Raw genomic sequence first — 15,376 nt, 5'->3', positions numbered from 1 at the left:
TTACCGCGTGTTCGACAGTCCGCTCTCGGCGTCGGCGTACGAAGTGCTCGGGGTCGACCCGACCGTCGACGAGGAGTCGCTGCGCCGCGCATACCGCCTGCGGCTGCGCCAGACCCACCCCGACACGGGCGGCGACGCCGCGGTGTTCGTGCAGGTGCAGCGCGCGTGGGAGCTCGTCGGCACGCCCGTCGCGCGTGCCGCCTACGACCGCGGTCACGGGTTCGGCGCGGCATCCGCCCCCGAATGGTCGGGCTTCCGCCCGCCGGTGCGGACCCAGACTCGCGACACCCGTCCCCGTGCGCGCTCGTTCGGGCACCCCGGCGGCTGGCGCCGCGAGCGCTACCTCGACCTCATCCGCGAGTGGGCGGGCCGCGGCGTGACGCTCGACGACCCGTACGACCCCGCGCTCGTGCGGTCGGCGCCGCACCACCTCAAGAGGCTCCTCGCGGACGCGCTCGCCGAAGAGGCGACCGCCCGCATCGTGTCGGATCTCGGCATGGGCTACACCGTCTGGCATGACGTCGTCGCAGACGAACGCGACCCCGACGCCAAGCTCGACCACATCGTGCTCGGCCCGAGCGGCCTCTACGGCGTGCTGTCGGAGGACTTCGGCGGGCCCGTGCGCCTGCGCCGTGGCGAGCTCATCGGCGAGGGAGTGAGCGGATCCCCGATCGCCGAGCTCGTGCGGAGCATGCGCGCGGTGGCCCGCGCCGCTCGCGTGCGCTTCGGAGGCGCGATCGTCGTGCTCCCCGACGAGGACCTCGAGCAGGCGATCACCGAGGTCGGGCGGGTCAAGGGGGTCCCGGTCGCCGTCGTCTCCCGCAGCGGGCTGGCGACGGTCATGCGACGCGGGATGACGGGCGCGCGCGAGATCGGCGGCAACGAGGTCTTCGACGTGCGCACTCGCCTGCAGCAGACCGTGCGCTTCGCCTGACCCCGCCCTAGGCTCGCGAAGGTGGATCCCATCATCGCGGTCTTCGTGATCCTCGCGCTGGCGATCGTCGCGTTCGTCTCGGGCAAGGTGCCGATCGGCACGGTGGCGGTCGGCGTCGCGCTCGCGCTGTGGGCGACCGGTGTGCTCACCCTCCCCGAGGCCCTGTCGGGATTCGGCGATCCGACGGTGATCTTCATCGCTTCGCTGTTCGTCGTGAGCGAGTCACTCGATGCGACCGGTGTCACGGTGTGGATCGCGCAGCGGGTCGTCGGTCGCGCCGGCACGGACCGGCTGCGCCTCACGATCGTGATCGGCGTCATCGTTGCCGTGCTCACGGCGTTCATCAGCATCAACGGCGCGGTTGCCGCACTGCTCCCCGTCGTCGTGGTGGTGGCGGTGCGCGCGGGCATCGTTCCGTCGCGCCTGCTCATCCCTCTCGCGTTCGCCGCGAGCGCGGGATCGCTGCTGACACTCACCGGAACCCCGGTCAACGTCCTCGTCTCGGATGCGGCGGCCCACGCCGGCGGCCGCCCGTTCGGGTTCTTCGAGTTCGCGCTCGTCGGGCTCCCCGTGCTGGTCTGCACGATCGCCGTCGTCGCGCTCGGCGGCCGGAGGCTGCTGCCGGACCGGGAGCCCGAGCACCTCGGCGGGGCCGCGGACGCGGGTGAGAAGGCGCGGATGTTGCGCGAGAGCTACGCCGTCGACCTCGACACGCATGCGCTCTTCAGCGCGCAGGAGGGCGTCATCGAGGTGCTCATCGCGCCGCGGTCCACGCTCATCGGCCGCGAGGTGTACCCGGGCATGACGACGCGGGAAGAGGACCTCGTGATCCTTGCCGTCAGGCGAGGGGGCGGGGCGCCGGATGCCGCATCCGCTCCGTCCCGCTCCCTCATACTCGAGGCCGGCGACGCCGTGCTCGTGCAGGGGCCGTGGGGCGCGCTCGAGCGCTACGCCCGCTCGCGCGACGTGATCGCCGTGACCCCGCCGCAGACCCTGCAACGGGCTGTGCCGCTCGGGCGAGGCGCGAGGCGCGCGCTGGTGGTCCTCGGTCTGATGGTCGCGCTCCTCGCGACCGGCATCGTGCCGCCCGCGGTCGCGGGGCTGCTCGCCGCGGGCGCGCTCGTGCTGACGCGGGTGCTCACCGTGCCGCAGGTCTACCGCGCGGTCTCGTGGACGACGATCGTGCTCATCGCCGGCATGATCCCGCTGTCGAGCGCGTTCGTCTCGACCGGGGCCGCGGCACTCGTCGCCGACGGTGTGCTCGCTCTCACCGGCCGCACCTCGCCGCTGCTCGCACTGCTGGTGGTGTGCGTCGTCACGATGGTCCTGGGTCAGTTCATCTCGAACGTCGCGACGGTCCTCGTTGTCATGCCGATCGCCGCGTCACTGGCCCAGACGACGGGAGTAAGCGTCCAGCCGTTCATGATGGCCCTCACCGTCGCGGGCGCCGCGGCGTTCCTCACGCCGATCGCGACGCCGGTGAACCTCATGGTCATGCAGCCCGGAGGGTACCGGTTCGGCGACTATTGGCGACTGGGGCTGCCGCTCATGATCGTCTTCCTGGCGTTCTCCGTGCTGTACGTGCCGCTCGTGTGGCCGTTCTGACGGGTGATCCGAGGCGCCCTTCGTCTCGTCGCTTCGCTCCTCGCTCAGGGTCCGGCTATCCGGTCGCTGAGCGCGCGGAGCGAGACGAAGCGGTCAGCCGCTGAGCCCGAACAGATCGAGCGGATGCGTGAGACGCCACCACGCGCTCGGCCCCTCGACCTCTTCGGCGAGCTCGAGCTCGACCTCGGTCGAGTCGAGTGGACCGGCGACCGACAGCGTTCCGACCTTGTCGCCCTTCTCGCGCGACTCGCCGAGCGAGAACGTCGACTCCACCGTCGCTGCACCGCCGTTCCAGAGGATGACGCTCGCGTCCCCTGCCGTCACGATGTCGACCTGCTCGCCCCACTTCGTCTCGACGATCCCCGCCGTCGTGCCGGCGGCCACCGACGGCCGCGGCTGGAGCTCCTGCTCGACCTGGGCGTACAGGGCGCGCGACGCCTGGAGGCGGGCCCCGTCGTCGGGCTGACCGAGCACCGACGCGGTGACGCGCACCACCGTGTCGCCGATCGTGAGGTTCTTCGCCGAGAGCAGGTTCCACATGTCGAGCGTCCCGGTCTTGATGCCGATCACGCCCGGATCGGCGAGGAGGCCGTTCGTGTTCTCGACGAGCCCGGCACCGGGCAGCTCGACGGACGGCTTGGCGACGATCTCGGCGATCACGGGGTTCGCGAGGGCCTTGTCGGCGAGCACGAGCAGCGAATCCGGACTCGCGGTGTTGCCCGGATCCATGCCGGTGGGCTCGACGACGGTGACGCCGTTGACACCGTGCGCCGTCAGCCACCTCATCGCCGCGTCGGCGAACACCGAGTCGGAGGGCCACAGGTTGCCCGCGAGCCGGTCAGCGTAGTTGTTCGCCGAGCCGATGAGCATGCCCTCGAGCAGCTGGTACTGCGTGAGCGAGCCGCCGACGGGCACGTCGAGCGCGGACTCGCCGTTCGCGCGGTAGTTCCAGTACCGGCTGCGGTCGCCCCATCCGAACCGGAACTCCGGGCCCTGCTCACCGGGGGAGAGAGGCATCTCCTCGAGCACGACGAGCGCCGTGACGACCTTGGTGATGCTGGCCATCGGGACCGCGTCCGCGCTCGACGCCACCGCGCCGACACCGCGCACCGAGACCGCGGCGCCGCCGACGCCGGGCCACGGCAGCGCGGTCGCGGCCGCGGGCACCGACTCGACCTGGATGCTCTCCACCGTCGGCGCGACCGCATGAAGCGGCCACAGGAGCGTCGTCGCGGCGTACGCGGCGAGGAACGCGGCGGTGGCTCCGGCGGGCGCGAGCACTCCGGGGCGGAACGGCGACCGGCGAGGCGGGTTCGCGAGGAGGTCGTTCTCGACCGGCACATACGGGCTGGTCGCGGTCGCAAGGTCGGGGCCGACACGCCAGCCGAGGGCGACGGATGCCTCGTCCACCCACGTGAGTGCGACGCGACTGCGCTCGGCCGGCTCCTCGTCGCCGGACGTCGCGAGGGTCTGCGTCGCCGTGACGGGCGCCACCTCGGCCTCTCGTGCGCGTGGCATTGTGAGCGTGGGCTCCGCCGCGGGCACGGACTCGACCGGCGAGGTGGGCGACACGGGCGCGGCCGAGGCGGTGAAGGCGAACACGGGCTCCGGGGCGCTCGTCCGGGCGTAGTTGGGGCGAGTCACCGTCGAGCGCGCCGGGCGCTCCTCGCCGTCGCCGAGCCCGAACAGGTCTTCCAGCTGCAGGGGACCCGAGTCGGTGCCGACCGGGGACGGCGCGCCGAACACGGACTCCGCGGATGCCGCGGCAGGGGCCGCCGACATGGGCGGTGCGACGAAGGGCTCCGCGGGCGCCGGGGGCGCGGCATCCGGAACGCTCTCGATCGGACCCTCACCGAGACCCGCCGCACCGGCCTCGACGATCGGCTCTTTCGGCGTCTTGTCAGGGCCTTCCGGGCCCGTCGCCGAGCCGGAGGCCTCCATCCGCGCGGCGCGCAGGGCGCGGCGCGAGGGGGGAGGCGTGTCGGCGAGGCTCACCTGATTAAGGTACCCGCTGCGCGGGCTATACTCGTCGCGTCAACCACGGGAGTCCGGTGTGCCGGGCTGAGAGGAAGCGAAAGACGCTTCGACCGTCGAACCTGATCTGGGTCATGCCAGCGCAGGGAGGGAGTAACGATGCACACGTCCACGTCAACGTCCGCGTCGCACGTCGCCCACCGTTTCCGGTGGCGCGTCGTCGACATCGTCGTCGCCAGCGTCATCGGTGTCGCGGCGGGAGTCCTGTTCTGGCTGTGGGGCCTCGCGTGGCCCGGCCTCGACAGCGTGCTCTCGTTCACGCCGGGGCTGTCCGGCCTGCTCGCCGGCGGCTGGCTGTTCGCCGGAGTGCTCGGCGGGCTCATCATCCGCAAGCCCGGCGCGGCCATCTACACCGAGGTCGTCGCGGCCGTGGTGTCGATGGCGCTGGGCACGCAGTGGGCCTTCCTCACACTCGTGTGGGGGCTCGTGCAGGGGGCGGCGGCCGAGCTCGGCTTCGCGATCCTGCTGTACGCCAACTGGCGGCTGCTCGGCGCGCTCACGTCGGGCGCGCTCGCCGGCATCGCGGTGGGCCTCCTCGACACGAGCTTCTCGTCGGTCGCGGCCCTGTCCTTCGAGGCCCGCGTCGCGTACTTCGTGTCGGCCGTCGTCTCGGGCATCGTCATCGCCGGCCTGCTGTCGTGGGTCATCGCGAAGGCGCTCGCGGCGACCGGAGCGCTCGATCGCTTCGCCGCCGGCCGGGAGGCGAGGGCGCGCGAGGCAGAGCCCTCCGACGCTGCGTGACGGGCGTCCACGTCGTCGCTCGGGGGTGGGGCTGGCGCCACGCCGGACGGCGGCGCTGGGCCGTCGCAGGCCTCGACCTCGACATCGCTCCCGGCGAGCGGGTGCTGCTGCTCGGGGCGAGCGGCTCGGGCAAGAGCACGCTCCTGCGGGGCCTGGCGGGCGTGCTCGGCGACGCCGAGGACGGCGAGGTCGCCGGTGAGCTGACGATCGACGGCGTGGCGCCCGCGCACGCGCGCGGCAAGGCGGGGCTCGTGCTGCAGGACCCCGACGCGCAGGTCATCCTCGCGCGGGTGGGCGACGACGTCGCGTTCGCGTGCGAGAACCTCGCCGTTTCCCCCGACGAGATCTGGCGCCGCGTCGACGACGCCCTCGACGCCGTCGGGCTCGATGTCGGGCGGGATCGCTCGACGTCCCAGCTCTCCGGCGGGCAGAAGCAGCGCCTGGCGCTCGCGGGCGTGCTCGCGATGCGTCCCGGCCTCGTGCTGCTCGACGAGCCGACCGCGAACCTCGACCCCGCGGGCACGGTCGAGGTGCGCGACGCCGTGCTCGCGGTCGCCGAGCGCACGGGCGCCACGCTCGTGGTGGTCGAGCACCGCGTCGAACTGTGGGCCGAGCACGTCGACCGGGTGATCGTGCTCGCCGAGCCGGGCAGTGGCGAAGGCGTGCTCGCCGACGGGCAGCCTGCGCAGGTCTTCCGATCGCATGAGCGAGAGCTGACGGATGCCGGGGTCTGGGTGCCGTGCGTGCCGCCGGCGTTCTCGCGGCGGCCGCTCACGGCAGCTCCCGGCGAGACGCTCCTCACCGCGGACGGGCTCGCGGTCGGCCGGAGGCCGTTCGGCGCGAAGGAGGCGCGGGTCGCGGCATCCGGCATCTCCCTCTCCGTCGAGGCCGCTCGCGCGCTCGCGATCACGGGGCCCAACGGCGCGGGGAAGTCCACGCTCGCCGCGACCCTCGCAGGACTGCTGCCGCCGGTCGGCGGGGACGTGCGCGCGACCGAGGTCCTGCGCGCGGGCGCGCGCGGCGCGGCGCCGCATGAGTGGCGCTCGCGCGAGCTGCTCACGCGGATCGGGACGGTGTTCCAGGACCCCGAGCACCAGCTGCTCACGACCCGCGTGCGCGATGAGCTCGCGGTCGGGCCGCGCGCGATGGGGCTCGGGGAGGCCGAGACAGCCGCACGCGTCGAGCCGCTGCTCGAGCGCCTGCGGCTCACGCGCCTCGCGGCGGTGAACCCCTTCACGTTGTCAGGCGGCGAGAAGCGTCGCCTCACGGTCGCCGCCGCGCTCGCGACGAGGCCCCGCGTGCTCGTGCTCGACGAGCCGACGTACGGTCAGGACGCACGCACGTGGCGCGAGCTCGCGGCGCTCGTCGACGAGGTGCGCGCCGAGGGGACCGCCGTCGTGTTCGTGTCGCATGACCGCGCGCTCGTCGACGCGCTCGCCGACGTGGAGCTCGCTCTCGGGGCGGGGGCGGCGCCGTGAGCGTCGTGGTTGCCGGGTTTGGGGCGCGATTCCGACTTTGGGGCGCGCGAAATGCGCCCCAAAGGCGCAAATCCGCCCCAAACCCCGGTCCGAGCGGGGTGGCGCCATGAGCCTCATCGCCGCCGACCTGCGCCACTCCCGCCTCGCGGACGTCAACCCGGTCGCGAAGCTCGCCGCCGCGCTCATCATGTCGGTGACGCTCCTCATGTCGATCGACCCCGTGTCGGCGGGGGTCACGCTCGCGGCGACCCTCGTGCTGCTGCCGTTCGCGGGGCTCACCGCGCGTCAGCTGTGGTACCGCCTGTGGCCGATCGTCGTCGGGGCGGGCATCGCCGCCATCGCGACGGTTCTCTACGGACGACCCTCGGGAACGATGTACGTCGAGTGGGGGATCCTGCGCATCAGCGACGGCTCGATCGATCTCGCGCTCTCGATCTTCCTGCGCGTGCTCGCCATCGCGGTGCCGAGCGTCGTCCTCTTCGCCACGACCGACCCGACCGACCTCGCCGACGGGCTCGCGCAGATCCTCAAGCTTCCGGCGCGGTTCGTGATCGGCGCGCTCGCGGGGCTGCGCCTCGTTGGGCTGCTCATCGAGGACTGGCGGGAACTCTCGCTCGCACGTCGAGCACGAGGGGTCGCGGATGCCGGGCGCCTCCGCCGACTCGCGGGTCAGTCGTTCGCGCTGCTCGTCCTCGCGATCCGCCGCGGCACGAAGCTCGCGACCGCCATGGAGGCGCGCGGGTTCGGGGGGAGCGGGCCCCGAACGTGGGCGCGGCCGTCGAGGCTGCGGTGGCGAGACGCCGGGATCGTCGCGATCGCGATCGCGATCGCCGCGGCATCCGTCATCGCCGCGATCGCCGCGGGCACGTGGCGATTCATCCTCGGACTCTGACGCCCGCGCACCGGGACGGCTCGACTCAGCCCGCCGCCACGAGCTTCTCGTAGTACGGCTGCAGCGCGGGGAAGTAGTCGTCGAACGCGATCGCGCCGACCTCGCTCCCCTCGAACGCGGCGACGAGCCGGTCGAGGTAGTACTCCCAGCCGGGGCCGATCGACCCGACGTCGTCCTCCGGCGCGAGCCGGTGCCCGAACGTCAGCATCGTCGCGGTGTCGCCCTCCCCGGAGTCGTCGAGCTCGAGCCACAGGTGCCACCCGCCGACGTCGCCCGAGGTCTCGAGGATGAGGCGCCGCGGCGGCTCGCACACGTGGATGACGGTGCGGGAGGGCGGGGCATCCGGGCTTTCCGCCGTCATGAAGAAGTCGACCGCACCGGCCGAGGGGTCGCCCTCCCACCGTCCGATCCAGCGCTCCAGTCGCCCGGAGTCGGTGCACATCGCCCATACCTGCGCGATCGGCGCGTCGAACGTGCGCGTCAGCACGAGGTTCGGCTTGCCGTCGATCGCGGTGACGGTGCCGCGTGGCCCAGAGGTCGTCATGTCGCGTTCCAGAGCTCCTTGTAATAGCGGAGGCGCTCGCGATCCGGCGCGATGCCGTACGCGGCGAGGAGCGTCTCCTCCCACCCGGGCCCATAGTTCCACCCGGTGCTCATGGCCGCCACCGCGATGTCGGCCCAGCGGTCCGCGACCCCGAGCGCTCCGAGGTCGACGTGCGCCGTCCACCGGCCGTCGTCGCCGATGAGCGTGTTCGGGCAGCATGCGTCTCCGTGGCAGACGACGAGCCGGTCGACGGGCGGCGCCTCGCGAAGCTCGTCGGGAACACGGATGCCCCGCCCCGCCGCGTTCTCGACGCGGGAGTCCACCATCCAATCGAACGGGCACTCGTCGACCGGCAGCGCCTCGTGCAGTGCGCGAAGCCCTTCCCCGATCGCCCGCACAGCCGTCTCGGGCTCCGCGATCCAGCGCGGATCGACCGCCGAGAGTCCGGGCATCGCCTCGGTCACGAGCCACTCGTGCGTGTCATCGCCGCCGAGCTCGAGCACGCGCGGCACGGGCGTGTACGCCGCGGCCCACGTGAGCCGCTCCGCCTCGCCGGCGAACGACGTCTCCGCGTTGTGCGGCCCGTGCTTGATGAACCGGCCGTCGCCGGTGCGGAACGCCAGCCCGCCGTAGTCGTTGATCCACACCGGCTCGACCGCGGCGCCGCGCGCGAGCTCGGTCACCCGCTCCGGGGTCGCGAGCGGCTCGGGCGGGATCGACATGAGTCCATCGTCGCGGATGTGGCCGCTCTCCGCCCCGGATCAGGACATCCGGCTCACGCAGGACGTTTCGGCGCGGATCGCCCTGTCTCGGCCGGATGTCCTGATCTCGGCGCGGGGTCGTGCGGCGCGGCGCGCGGGGCGGAGGTGCGAGGGTAGGAGATGGCTCGGGAGTAGGAGCATCCGCGCGGAATCGTCCTGAGCACGCACCATCTCCTACGCCCGCGACCGTTCGGGCGGGTGCGCCGCGCGCCTAGGAGCCCGAGGCCGCTTCGAGCTCCTCACGCAGCAGTGCCGCGTGGTTCTGCTCGGGGTCGTGCACGCTGTAGAGCAGGGTGGTGACCGGATGCCGCGCCGCTTCGATGCGCAGCTGGGCGAGCGCCTCGGCGGCGGGGCCGGCGAGCTCCGAGCGATACGCGCCGGCGAACGCGTCCCACGTCATGCCCTCGTTGTGGAACCGCTTGCGCAGCTCCGTCGACGGTGCGACGTCCTTCGCCCACAGGTCGACGGCGGCGCGCTCCTTCGAGACGCCGCGCGGCCACAGCCGGTCCACGAGCACGCGGAATCCGTCGTCGGGCGATGCGTCGTCATAGACGCGCTTGAGTCGGAGGTCCATGGGGTTCAGTCTGGTGCGAGAGGCCTCGGGATGCGAGGGGGAGGGCGCTCGGCAACCGTGACACCGAGTTCCGCGTATGGTGGGATGCGATGTCGTCGAGGCGGCGCCGGAGTCGAGTTCGAAGGAGAGCACATGGATCCGATCCTGTTCCGCGTCGACGACGGCCTCGCCCGCATCACGCTCAACCGACCGCAGCGGCTCAACGCGTTCGACCCCGACCTCGCACACGCGTGGGCCGAGGTCACCGCTGAGGCGACGTCCCGCGACGACGTGGGCGCGATCCTGCTCGAGGGCACGGGCGGCTCGTTCTGCGCCGGAGGCGACGTGCAGGCGATGGCGGCCGGCGGAGTGGCCGCCGGTGAGGACATCAGCCGGCTCGCGGAGGTGATCAGCCGGGGCATCCGTTCTCTCACCGAGTCCTCGGTCCCTATCGTTGCGGCGGCGCACGGCACGACCGCGGGCGGTGGCCTCGGCATCCTCATGACGAGCGACTACGCGATCGTGGGCGCTGACTCGCGGATCGGCAGCCTCTACGCGAACATCGGCCTCACCCCCGACCTGTCCGTCTCTGCGCAGCTCGCACGCGCCATCGGCGAGCGTCGCGCGCTCCAGCTCGTGCTGCAGGCGCGCCTGCTGAGCGCGACCGAGGCGCTCGAGTGGGGCCTCGTCGCCGAGGTCGTCTCGGCCGAAGACCCCGGAGACATCGCCGACCGCGTCAAGGCGCGCGCCGAAGAGGTCGCCCGGTTCTGGCTCGCGGGCGCCTACCGAGCGTACGGCGAGGCTAAGCGCCTCATCCGCTCGCAGCCGTCGAGGTCGTTCGCCGATCACCTCTCCGAAGAGGCGCGCACGATCGGCGCGATGTTCGACACCCCCGACGCTCAGACCCGCATCGCGGCGTTCGCCGCCGCATCCGGGTCTCGTCGCTCTTCCGCACCCGAGTCCCAGGAGAAGGCATGACCGACACGACCACGTCCGGCGCACCGCTCGCCGGCAAGACGATCCTCATGTCGGGCGGCAGCCGCGGCATCGGCCTCGCGATCGCGCTGCGCGCGGCCCGCGACGGCGCGAACATCGCGATCCTCGCGAAGACCGACACCCCGCACCCGAAGCTCGAGGGCACCGTGCACAGCGCCGCCGAGGCCATCCGCGAGGCCGGCGGAACCGCGCTGCCGATCGTGGGCGACGTGCGCAACGACGACGACGTGACCGAGGCCGTGCTTCAGACGCAGGGCGAGTTCGGCGGCATCGACATCGTCGTGAACAACGCGTCGGTCATCGACCTCTCGCGCTCGCTCGACCTGTCGACGAAGAAGTACGACCTCATGCAGGACATCAACGTGCGCGGGACCTTCATGCTCTCGCGCGCCGCGATCCCGATGCTCAAGGAGGCGGAGAACCCGCACATCCTGTCGCTGTCGCCGCCGCTGAATCTCTCGCCTCGCTGGATGGGAGCCCACACCGGGTACACGCTGGCGAAGTACGGCATGACGATGGCGACGCTCGGCTTCGCGGCGGAGTTCGCCGCCGACGGCATCGCCGCGAACACGCTGTGGCCGCGCACGACGATCGCGACCGCCGCCGTGCAGTTCGCGCTCGGCGGCGACCGGATGATGAAGGTCAGCCGCACGCCGGAGGTCTACGCGGATGCCGCGTACGAGGTGCTGACGAAGCCCTCCCGCGAGTTCACGGGGCAGACGCTCATCGTCGAGGACGTGCTGGAGGCCGCCGGTGTGACGGACTTCTCCGGGTACGCGGCCGTGCCTGGCACGCCAGATGAGGAGCTGTTCCCCGACATCTTCCTGGACTGACGTCGCCCGGCGGCGCGCTCGGTCACGAGATCAGGACGGTGTGCCGAGAACAGGACGGATGCCGCGCAACCGGCCTGTGCTCGAGGCATCCGCCTGTTCTCGTGACAAACGCGGTGACAGCGGATGCCGCGCCCTCAGTCCGCCCGCACGAGCAGGTCGCCGACCTCGCAGTCGAGGGCGCGGCAGATCGCCGCCAGCGTCGAGTAGCGGATGGCCCGCGCGCGGTCGTTCTTGAGGATCGAGAGGTTCACCACCGAGACTCCCACGAGCTCCGAGAGGCGCGTGAGGGTCATGCCGCGCTCCTCGAGCAGCTCGTCGAGTCGGCAGTGGATGCCGGACGGGCCGTCGTCGTCGGCGGGGGTCATACCAGCAGCTCCGTGTCGCGTTCGAGCCGAACGCCGTAGCGCAGGAAGACCGAGAATGCGCCGAGCCCGATGGCGACCCACAGTGGCCAGAAGTCCAGGGTGAGGCCGGTGTCGGCGACGAGCCCGGCGGGCGCCATGCCCCCGCGGATCAGCTCGCCCGTGGCCGCCGAACCCCCGAGCTGCACGAGCACCTGCGAGGCGAATCCGGCGACGAGGCACGTCGCCCCGGCGATCAGCGTGAGCCGCGCGAGCTCCGGTGCGAAGGGCCGCCCTCGCAGCAGCCGGAAGCAGGTGAACGCGACCAGGCCCGCGAGCACGACGGTCACGAGTCCCGCCAGCACGTCGCCGGATGCGAGCATCACGCGTGTCGGAAGCGACAGCCCCGACGCGGTCACGCTCGCGGTCGTGAAGCCGCCGGTCTGCAGGCCGAGCCCGTCGACGTCGACGCCGGAGGCGGCGTCCCACGCGGTCCGCGCAGGCCAGTACGGCTCGGACCGGAGGGTGAAGAACGGGTAGGCGTTCGGCGTGAACCAGAACACCGCGATCACGACCGTGCTGATCAGCGCGAGTCCGGCCCACGTCGCCGAGACGATCAGCGCGATGCGCACGATCGGCGTTGCGGTCTCGGTCTTGCGGGCGCGGAAGACCGCGATGATGAGGACCACGGGCAGCACGATCGCCGCGAGCATGATCGCGAGGCTCACATATCCGAACATCGGACACCCACTTATCGATAATCGTTGTTATCGAAAAACGATAAACCGACGGATGCCCCGCGTCAACCCTCCCGTCCACGGCGCGTCGCCGTGCGGCGGCGCCCCCGGGGTAGGAGATGGCCCGAGGGAAGGACCGTTTCCCGGCATCCGCGCCTTCGCCCGGACCATCTCCTACCCCCGGCCCGCGGCAGCAGGGGCCGCGCTATGCCCATGGCGAACAGCGGCGTGCGGCATCCGTGCTCTGGCTACCCTCGATACAAGGCCAGAGGAGTCGACCGACCCTCGCGCCCTCGGAGGAAAGACGATGTTCGAGAGATTCACGGATCGTGCCCGTCGTGTGGTCGTGCTCGCCCAGGAAGAGGCGAAGATGCTCAACCACAACTACATCGGCACGGAGCACATCCTGCTCGGTCTCATCCACGAGGGCGAAGGCGTCGCTGCGAAGGCGCTCGAGTCCCTCGGCATCTCGCTCGACGCCGTGCGCGAGCAGGTGCAGGACATCATCGGGCAGGGTCAGCAGCAGCCGACCGGTCACATCCCGTTCACCCCGCGTGCCAAGAAGGTGCTCGAGCTCTCGCTGCGTGAGGCTCTGCAGCTCGGCCACAACTACATCGGCACGGAGCACATCCTGCTCGGTCTCATCCGCGAGGGTGAGGGTGTTGCGGCCCAGGTGCTCGTCAAGCTCGGCGCAGACCTCAACAAGGTGCGCCAGCAGGTGATCCAGCTGCTCAGCGGCTACCAGGGCAAGGAGCCCGCCGCCGTCTCGGGCGCTGCCCACGACAACCCTGCGCAGGCCCAGGGAGGCTCGCAGGTGCTCGACCAGTTCGGGCGCAACCTCACTCAGGCCGCACGCGAGAACAAGCTCGACCCGGTCATCGGGCGCGAGAAGGAGATCGAGCGCGTCATGCAGATCCTGTCGCGCCGGTCGAAGAACAACCCCGTCCTCATCGGCGAGCCCGGCGTCGGCAAGACCGCCGTCGTGGAGGGTCTCGCCCAGGCGATCGTCAAGAACGACGTCCCCGAGACGTTGAAGGACAAGCAGCTCTACTCGCTCGACCTCGGCTCGCTCATCGCCGGATCCCGCTACCGCGGTGACTTCGAGGAGCGCCTGAAGAAGGTCACGAAGGAGATCCGCACGCGCGGCGACATCATCGTCTTCATCGACGAGATCCACACACTCGTGGGTGCGGGTGCCGCCGAGGGGGCGATCGACGCCGCGTCTATCCTCAAGCCGCTGCTCGCACGCGGCGAGCTGCAGACGATCGGCGCCACGACGCTCGACGAGTACCGCAAGCACTTCGAGAAGGACGCCGCGCTCGAGCGCCGCTTCCAGCCGATCCAGGTGGCCGAGCCGTCGCTCCCGCACGCGATCAACATCCTCAAGGGCCTGCGCGACCGCTACGAGGCGCACCACAAGGTGCAGATCACCGACGGCGCGATCGTCGCGGCGGCGAACCTCGCCGACCGCTACATCTCGGACCGGTTCCTGCCCGACAAGGCGATCGACCTGATCGACGAGGCCGGCGCACGCCTGCGCCTGTCGATCCTGTCGAGCCCGCCCGAGCTGCGCGAGTTCGACGACCGCATCGCGAAGGTGCGCGAGCAGAAGGAGCAGGCCTCCGAGGACCAGGACTTCGAGAAGGCCGCAGCCCTGCGCGACGAGGAGAAGTCGCTGCTCGCCGAGCGACTGCGCCTCGAGAAGCAGTGGCGCTCGGGTGACGTCACGTCGCATGCCGTCGTCGATGAGGGGCTGATCGCCGAGGTGCTCGCCCAGGCGACCGGCATCCCGGTGTTCAAGCTCACGGAGGAGGAGTCGAGCCGTCTGGTCTTCATGGAGAAGGCGCTGCACCAGCGCGTCATCGGCCAGGAAGAGGCGATCGCCGCTCTGTCGAAGACGATCCGCCGCCAGCGTGCGGGTCTGAAGGACCCGAAGCGCCCCTCGGGCTCGTTCATCTTCGCCGGCCCGACCGGCGTCGGAAAGACCGAGCTCGCCAAGGCGCTCGCGGAGTTCCTCTTCGACGACGAGGCCGCGCTCATCTCGCTCGACATGTCGGAGTTCGGTGAGAAGCACACCGTCTCGCGTCTGTTCGGCGCCCCTCCCGGGTTCGTCGGCTTCGAAGAGGGCGGTCAGCTGACCGAGAAGGTCCGCCGCAAGCCGTTCTCGGTCGTGCTGTTCGACGAGATCGAGAAGGCGCACCCCGACATCTTCAACTCGCTCCTGCAGATCCTCGAAGAGGGTCGCCTGACCGACGGTCAGGGGCGTGTGGTCGACTTCAAGAACACGGTCATCATCATGACCACCAACCTGGGTGCGCGTGACATCGCGGGCGGCCCGGTCGGGTTCCAGGTCGAGGGTGACAACTCCACCAGCTACGACCGCATGAAGGGCAAGGTCAACGAGGAGCTCAAGCGCCACTTCAAGCCCGAGTTCCTCAACCGCGTCGACGACATCATCGTCTTCCCGCAGCTGACCAAGCCCGAGCTCATCCAGATCGTGGACCTGTTCACGAAGCGCCTCGGCGAGCGCCTGCTCGACCGCGACATGACGCTCGAGCTGTCGATGCCCGCGAAAGAGAAGCTCATCGAGATCGGGTTCGACCCGGCTCTGGGTGCCCGCCCGCTGCGCCGTGCGATGCAGCGCGAGGTCGAGGACCGCCTGTCCGAGAAGATCCTCCACGGCGAGCTCAACTCGGGCGACCACGTGAAGGTCGACGTGCAGGACGGCGAGTTCGTCTTCGAGAGCGGCCCGCGCGGCGAGAAGGTCGCCGTCGGCGCCGGTGTCCGCGGCGAGATCGCGGCGACGCCCGACATCGCGGCGTCGGCCGGCTGAGCCGACTGACTGAAGAGCGGGGGCGGATGCTGCGGCATCCGCCCCCGCTCTGTGTGTGCCTGTTGCCCCGCGGGCGTGAAAGCGCCGGGATGGA

General features: G+C 71.3%; 14 protein-coding genes and 1 riboswitch. Of the genes, 8 read left to right on the top strand and 6 right to left on the bottom strand.

Annotated features, from left to right (window positions below):
- Positions 1–7 precede the first annotated feature (7 nt).
- Positions 8–934 (top strand): DnaJ domain-containing protein, encoded by a 927-nt coding sequence (locus BJ991_RS00960; protein WP_179486663.1) that lies wholly within the window; start codon positions 8–10, stop codon positions 932–934.
- Between the two features lie 21 nt (positions 935–955).
- Positions 956–2,539 carry an SLC13 family permease gene (locus BJ991_RS00955; RefSeq protein ID WP_179486661.1) on the top strand — a complete coding sequence of 528 codons (1,584 nt, stop codon included), beginning with the start codon at positions 956–958 and terminating at the stop codon, positions 2,537–2,539.
- Positions 2,540–2,632: 93 nt separating this feature from the next.
- Here the strand turns inward: BJ991_RS00955 and BJ991_RS00950 are convergent, their stop codons facing one another.
- Positions 2,633–4,534: a D-alanyl-D-alanine carboxypeptidase gene (locus tag BJ991_RS00950; RefSeq protein ID WP_343048579.1), complete on the bottom strand. Its 1,902-nt coding sequence runs from the start codon at positions 4,532–4,534 to the stop codon at positions 2,633–2,635.
- Positions 4,535–4,569: 35 nt separating this feature from the next.
- Positions 4,570–4,679: riboswitch (TPP riboswitch) on the top strand.
- On the opposite strand from BJ991_RS00950, the gene BJ991_RS00945 reads away from it, so the two are divergent.
- From BJ991_RS00945 to BJ991_RS00935, 3 genes are all read left to right on the top strand, one after another.
- Positions 4,673–5,314, top strand: a complete 642-nt coding sequence (locus tag BJ991_RS00945; protein ID WP_179486659.1) for an ECF transporter S component — start codon at positions 4,673–4,675, stop codon at positions 5,312–5,314. It overlaps the preceding riboswitch by 7 nt.
- Positions 5,311–6,792 (top strand): ATP-binding cassette domain-containing protein, encoded by a 1,482-nt coding sequence (locus BJ991_RS00940; protein ID WP_179486657.1) that lies wholly within the window; start codon positions 5,311–5,313, stop codon positions 6,790–6,792. The genes BJ991_RS00945 and BJ991_RS00940 overlap by 4 nt, the downstream gene beginning before the upstream one ends.
- 106 nt (positions 6,793–6,898) lie before the next feature.
- Positions 6,899–7,684, top strand: coding sequence for an energy-coupling factor transporter transmembrane component T family protein (locus BJ991_RS00935; RefSeq protein ID WP_179486655.1), 786 nt, complete (start codon positions 6,899–6,901; stop codon positions 7,682–7,684).
- Positions 7,685–7,709: 25 nt separating this feature from the next.
- On the opposite strand, the gene BJ991_RS00930 is transcribed toward BJ991_RS00935, so the two are convergent.
- The 3 genes from BJ991_RS00930 to BJ991_RS00920 form a co-directional block, all read right to left on the bottom strand.
- Positions 7,710–8,228 (bottom strand): SRPBCC family protein, encoded by a 519-nt coding sequence (locus BJ991_RS00930; protein ID WP_179486653.1) that lies wholly within the window; start codon positions 8,226–8,228, stop codon positions 7,710–7,712.
- Positions 8,225–8,950, bottom strand: coding sequence for an aminoglycoside 3'-phosphotransferase (locus tag BJ991_RS00925; RefSeq protein ID WP_179486651.1), 726 nt, complete (start codon positions 8,948–8,950; stop codon positions 8,225–8,227). The genes BJ991_RS00930 and BJ991_RS00925 overlap by 4 nt, the downstream gene beginning before the upstream one ends.
- Before the next feature lie 250 nt (positions 8,951–9,200).
- Complete coding sequence (locus tag BJ991_RS00920) at positions 9,201–9,563, bottom strand: DUF488 domain-containing protein (protein ID WP_179486649.1); 363 nt, start codon at positions 9,561–9,563, stop codon at positions 9,201–9,203.
- 132 nt (positions 9,564–9,695) lie between these two features.
- On the opposite strand from BJ991_RS00920, the gene BJ991_RS00915 reads away from it, so the two are divergent.
- Both BJ991_RS00915 and BJ991_RS00910 read left to right on the top strand, forming a co-directional pair.
- The gene (locus tag BJ991_RS00915) at positions 9,696–10,520 is read left to right on the top strand and encodes an enoyl-CoA hydratase/isomerase family protein (RefSeq protein WP_179486647.1); all 825 of its coding nucleotides are present in this window, start codon (positions 9,696–9,698) and stop codon (positions 10,518–10,520) included.
- On the top strand, positions 10,517–11,371 hold the full coding sequence (locus tag BJ991_RS00910) for an SDR family oxidoreductase (RefSeq protein WP_179486645.1): 855 nt from the start codon (positions 10,517–10,519) through the stop codon (positions 11,369–11,371). The genes BJ991_RS00915 and BJ991_RS00910 overlap by 4 nt, the downstream gene beginning before the upstream one ends.
- Positions 11,372–11,505: 134 nt before the next feature.
- On the opposite strand, the gene BJ991_RS00905 is transcribed toward BJ991_RS00910, so the two are convergent.
- Positions 11,506–11,736, bottom strand: coding sequence for a helix-turn-helix domain-containing protein (locus tag BJ991_RS00905; protein WP_179486643.1), 231 nt, complete (start codon positions 11,734–11,736; stop codon positions 11,506–11,508).
- A complete protein-coding gene (locus BJ991_RS00900) occupies positions 11,733–12,440 on the bottom strand; it encodes a hypothetical protein (protein ID WP_179486641.1) in 708 nt (235 codons plus the stop codon). The genes BJ991_RS00905 and BJ991_RS00900 overlap by 4 nt, the downstream gene beginning before the upstream one ends.
- A gap of 316 nt (positions 12,441–12,756) precedes the next feature.
- Between BJ991_RS00900 and BJ991_RS00895 the strand changes: the two genes are divergently transcribed.
- Positions 12,757–15,282, top strand: coding sequence for an ATP-dependent Clp protease ATP-binding subunit (locus BJ991_RS00895; protein ID WP_179486639.1), 2,526 nt, complete (start codon positions 12,757–12,759; stop codon positions 15,280–15,282).
- Positions 15,283–15,376: the final 94 nt, after the last annotated feature.

The sequence above is a fragment of the Microbacterium immunditiarum genome (genome assembly GCF_013409785.1).
GTDB lineage: Bacteria > Actinomycetota > Actinomycetes > Actinomycetales > Microbacteriaceae > Microbacterium > Microbacterium immunditiarum.
This window is presented reverse-complemented; position numbering and strand designations above follow the sequence as displayed.

Coding starts and splice junctions, on each gene's coding strand:
- BJ991_RS00945 (WP_179486659.1), top strand. CDS start 4,673: ATGCACACGTCCACGTCAACGTCCGCGTCGCACGTCGCCCACCGTTTC.
- BJ991_RS00935 (WP_179486655.1), top strand. CDS start 6,899: ATGAGCCTCATCGCCGCCGACCTGCGCCACTCCCGCCTCGCGGACGTC.
- BJ991_RS00930 (WP_179486653.1), bottom strand. CDS start 8,228: ATGACGACCTCTGGGCCACGCGGCACCGTCACCGCGATCGACGGCAAG.
- BJ991_RS00925 (WP_179486651.1), bottom strand. CDS start 8,950: ATGTCGATCCCGCCCGAGCCGCTCGCGACCCCGGAGCGGGTGACCGAG.
- BJ991_RS00920 (WP_179486649.1), bottom strand. CDS start 9,563: ATGGACCTCCGACTCAAGCGCGTCTATGACGACGCATCGCCCGACGAC.
- BJ991_RS00915 (WP_179486647.1), top strand. CDS start 9,696: ATGGATCCGATCCTGTTCCGCGTCGACGACGGCCTCGCCCGCATCACG.
- BJ991_RS00910 (WP_179486645.1), top strand. CDS start 10,517: ATGACCGACACGACCACGTCCGGCGCACCGCTCGCCGGCAAGACGATC.
- BJ991_RS00905 (WP_179486643.1), bottom strand. CDS start 11,736: ATGACCCCCGCCGACGACGACGGCCCGTCCGGCATCCACTGCCGACTC.
- BJ991_RS00895 (WP_179486639.1), top strand. CDS start 12,757: ATGTTCGAGAGATTCACGGATCGTGCCCGTCGTGTGGTCGTGCTCGCC.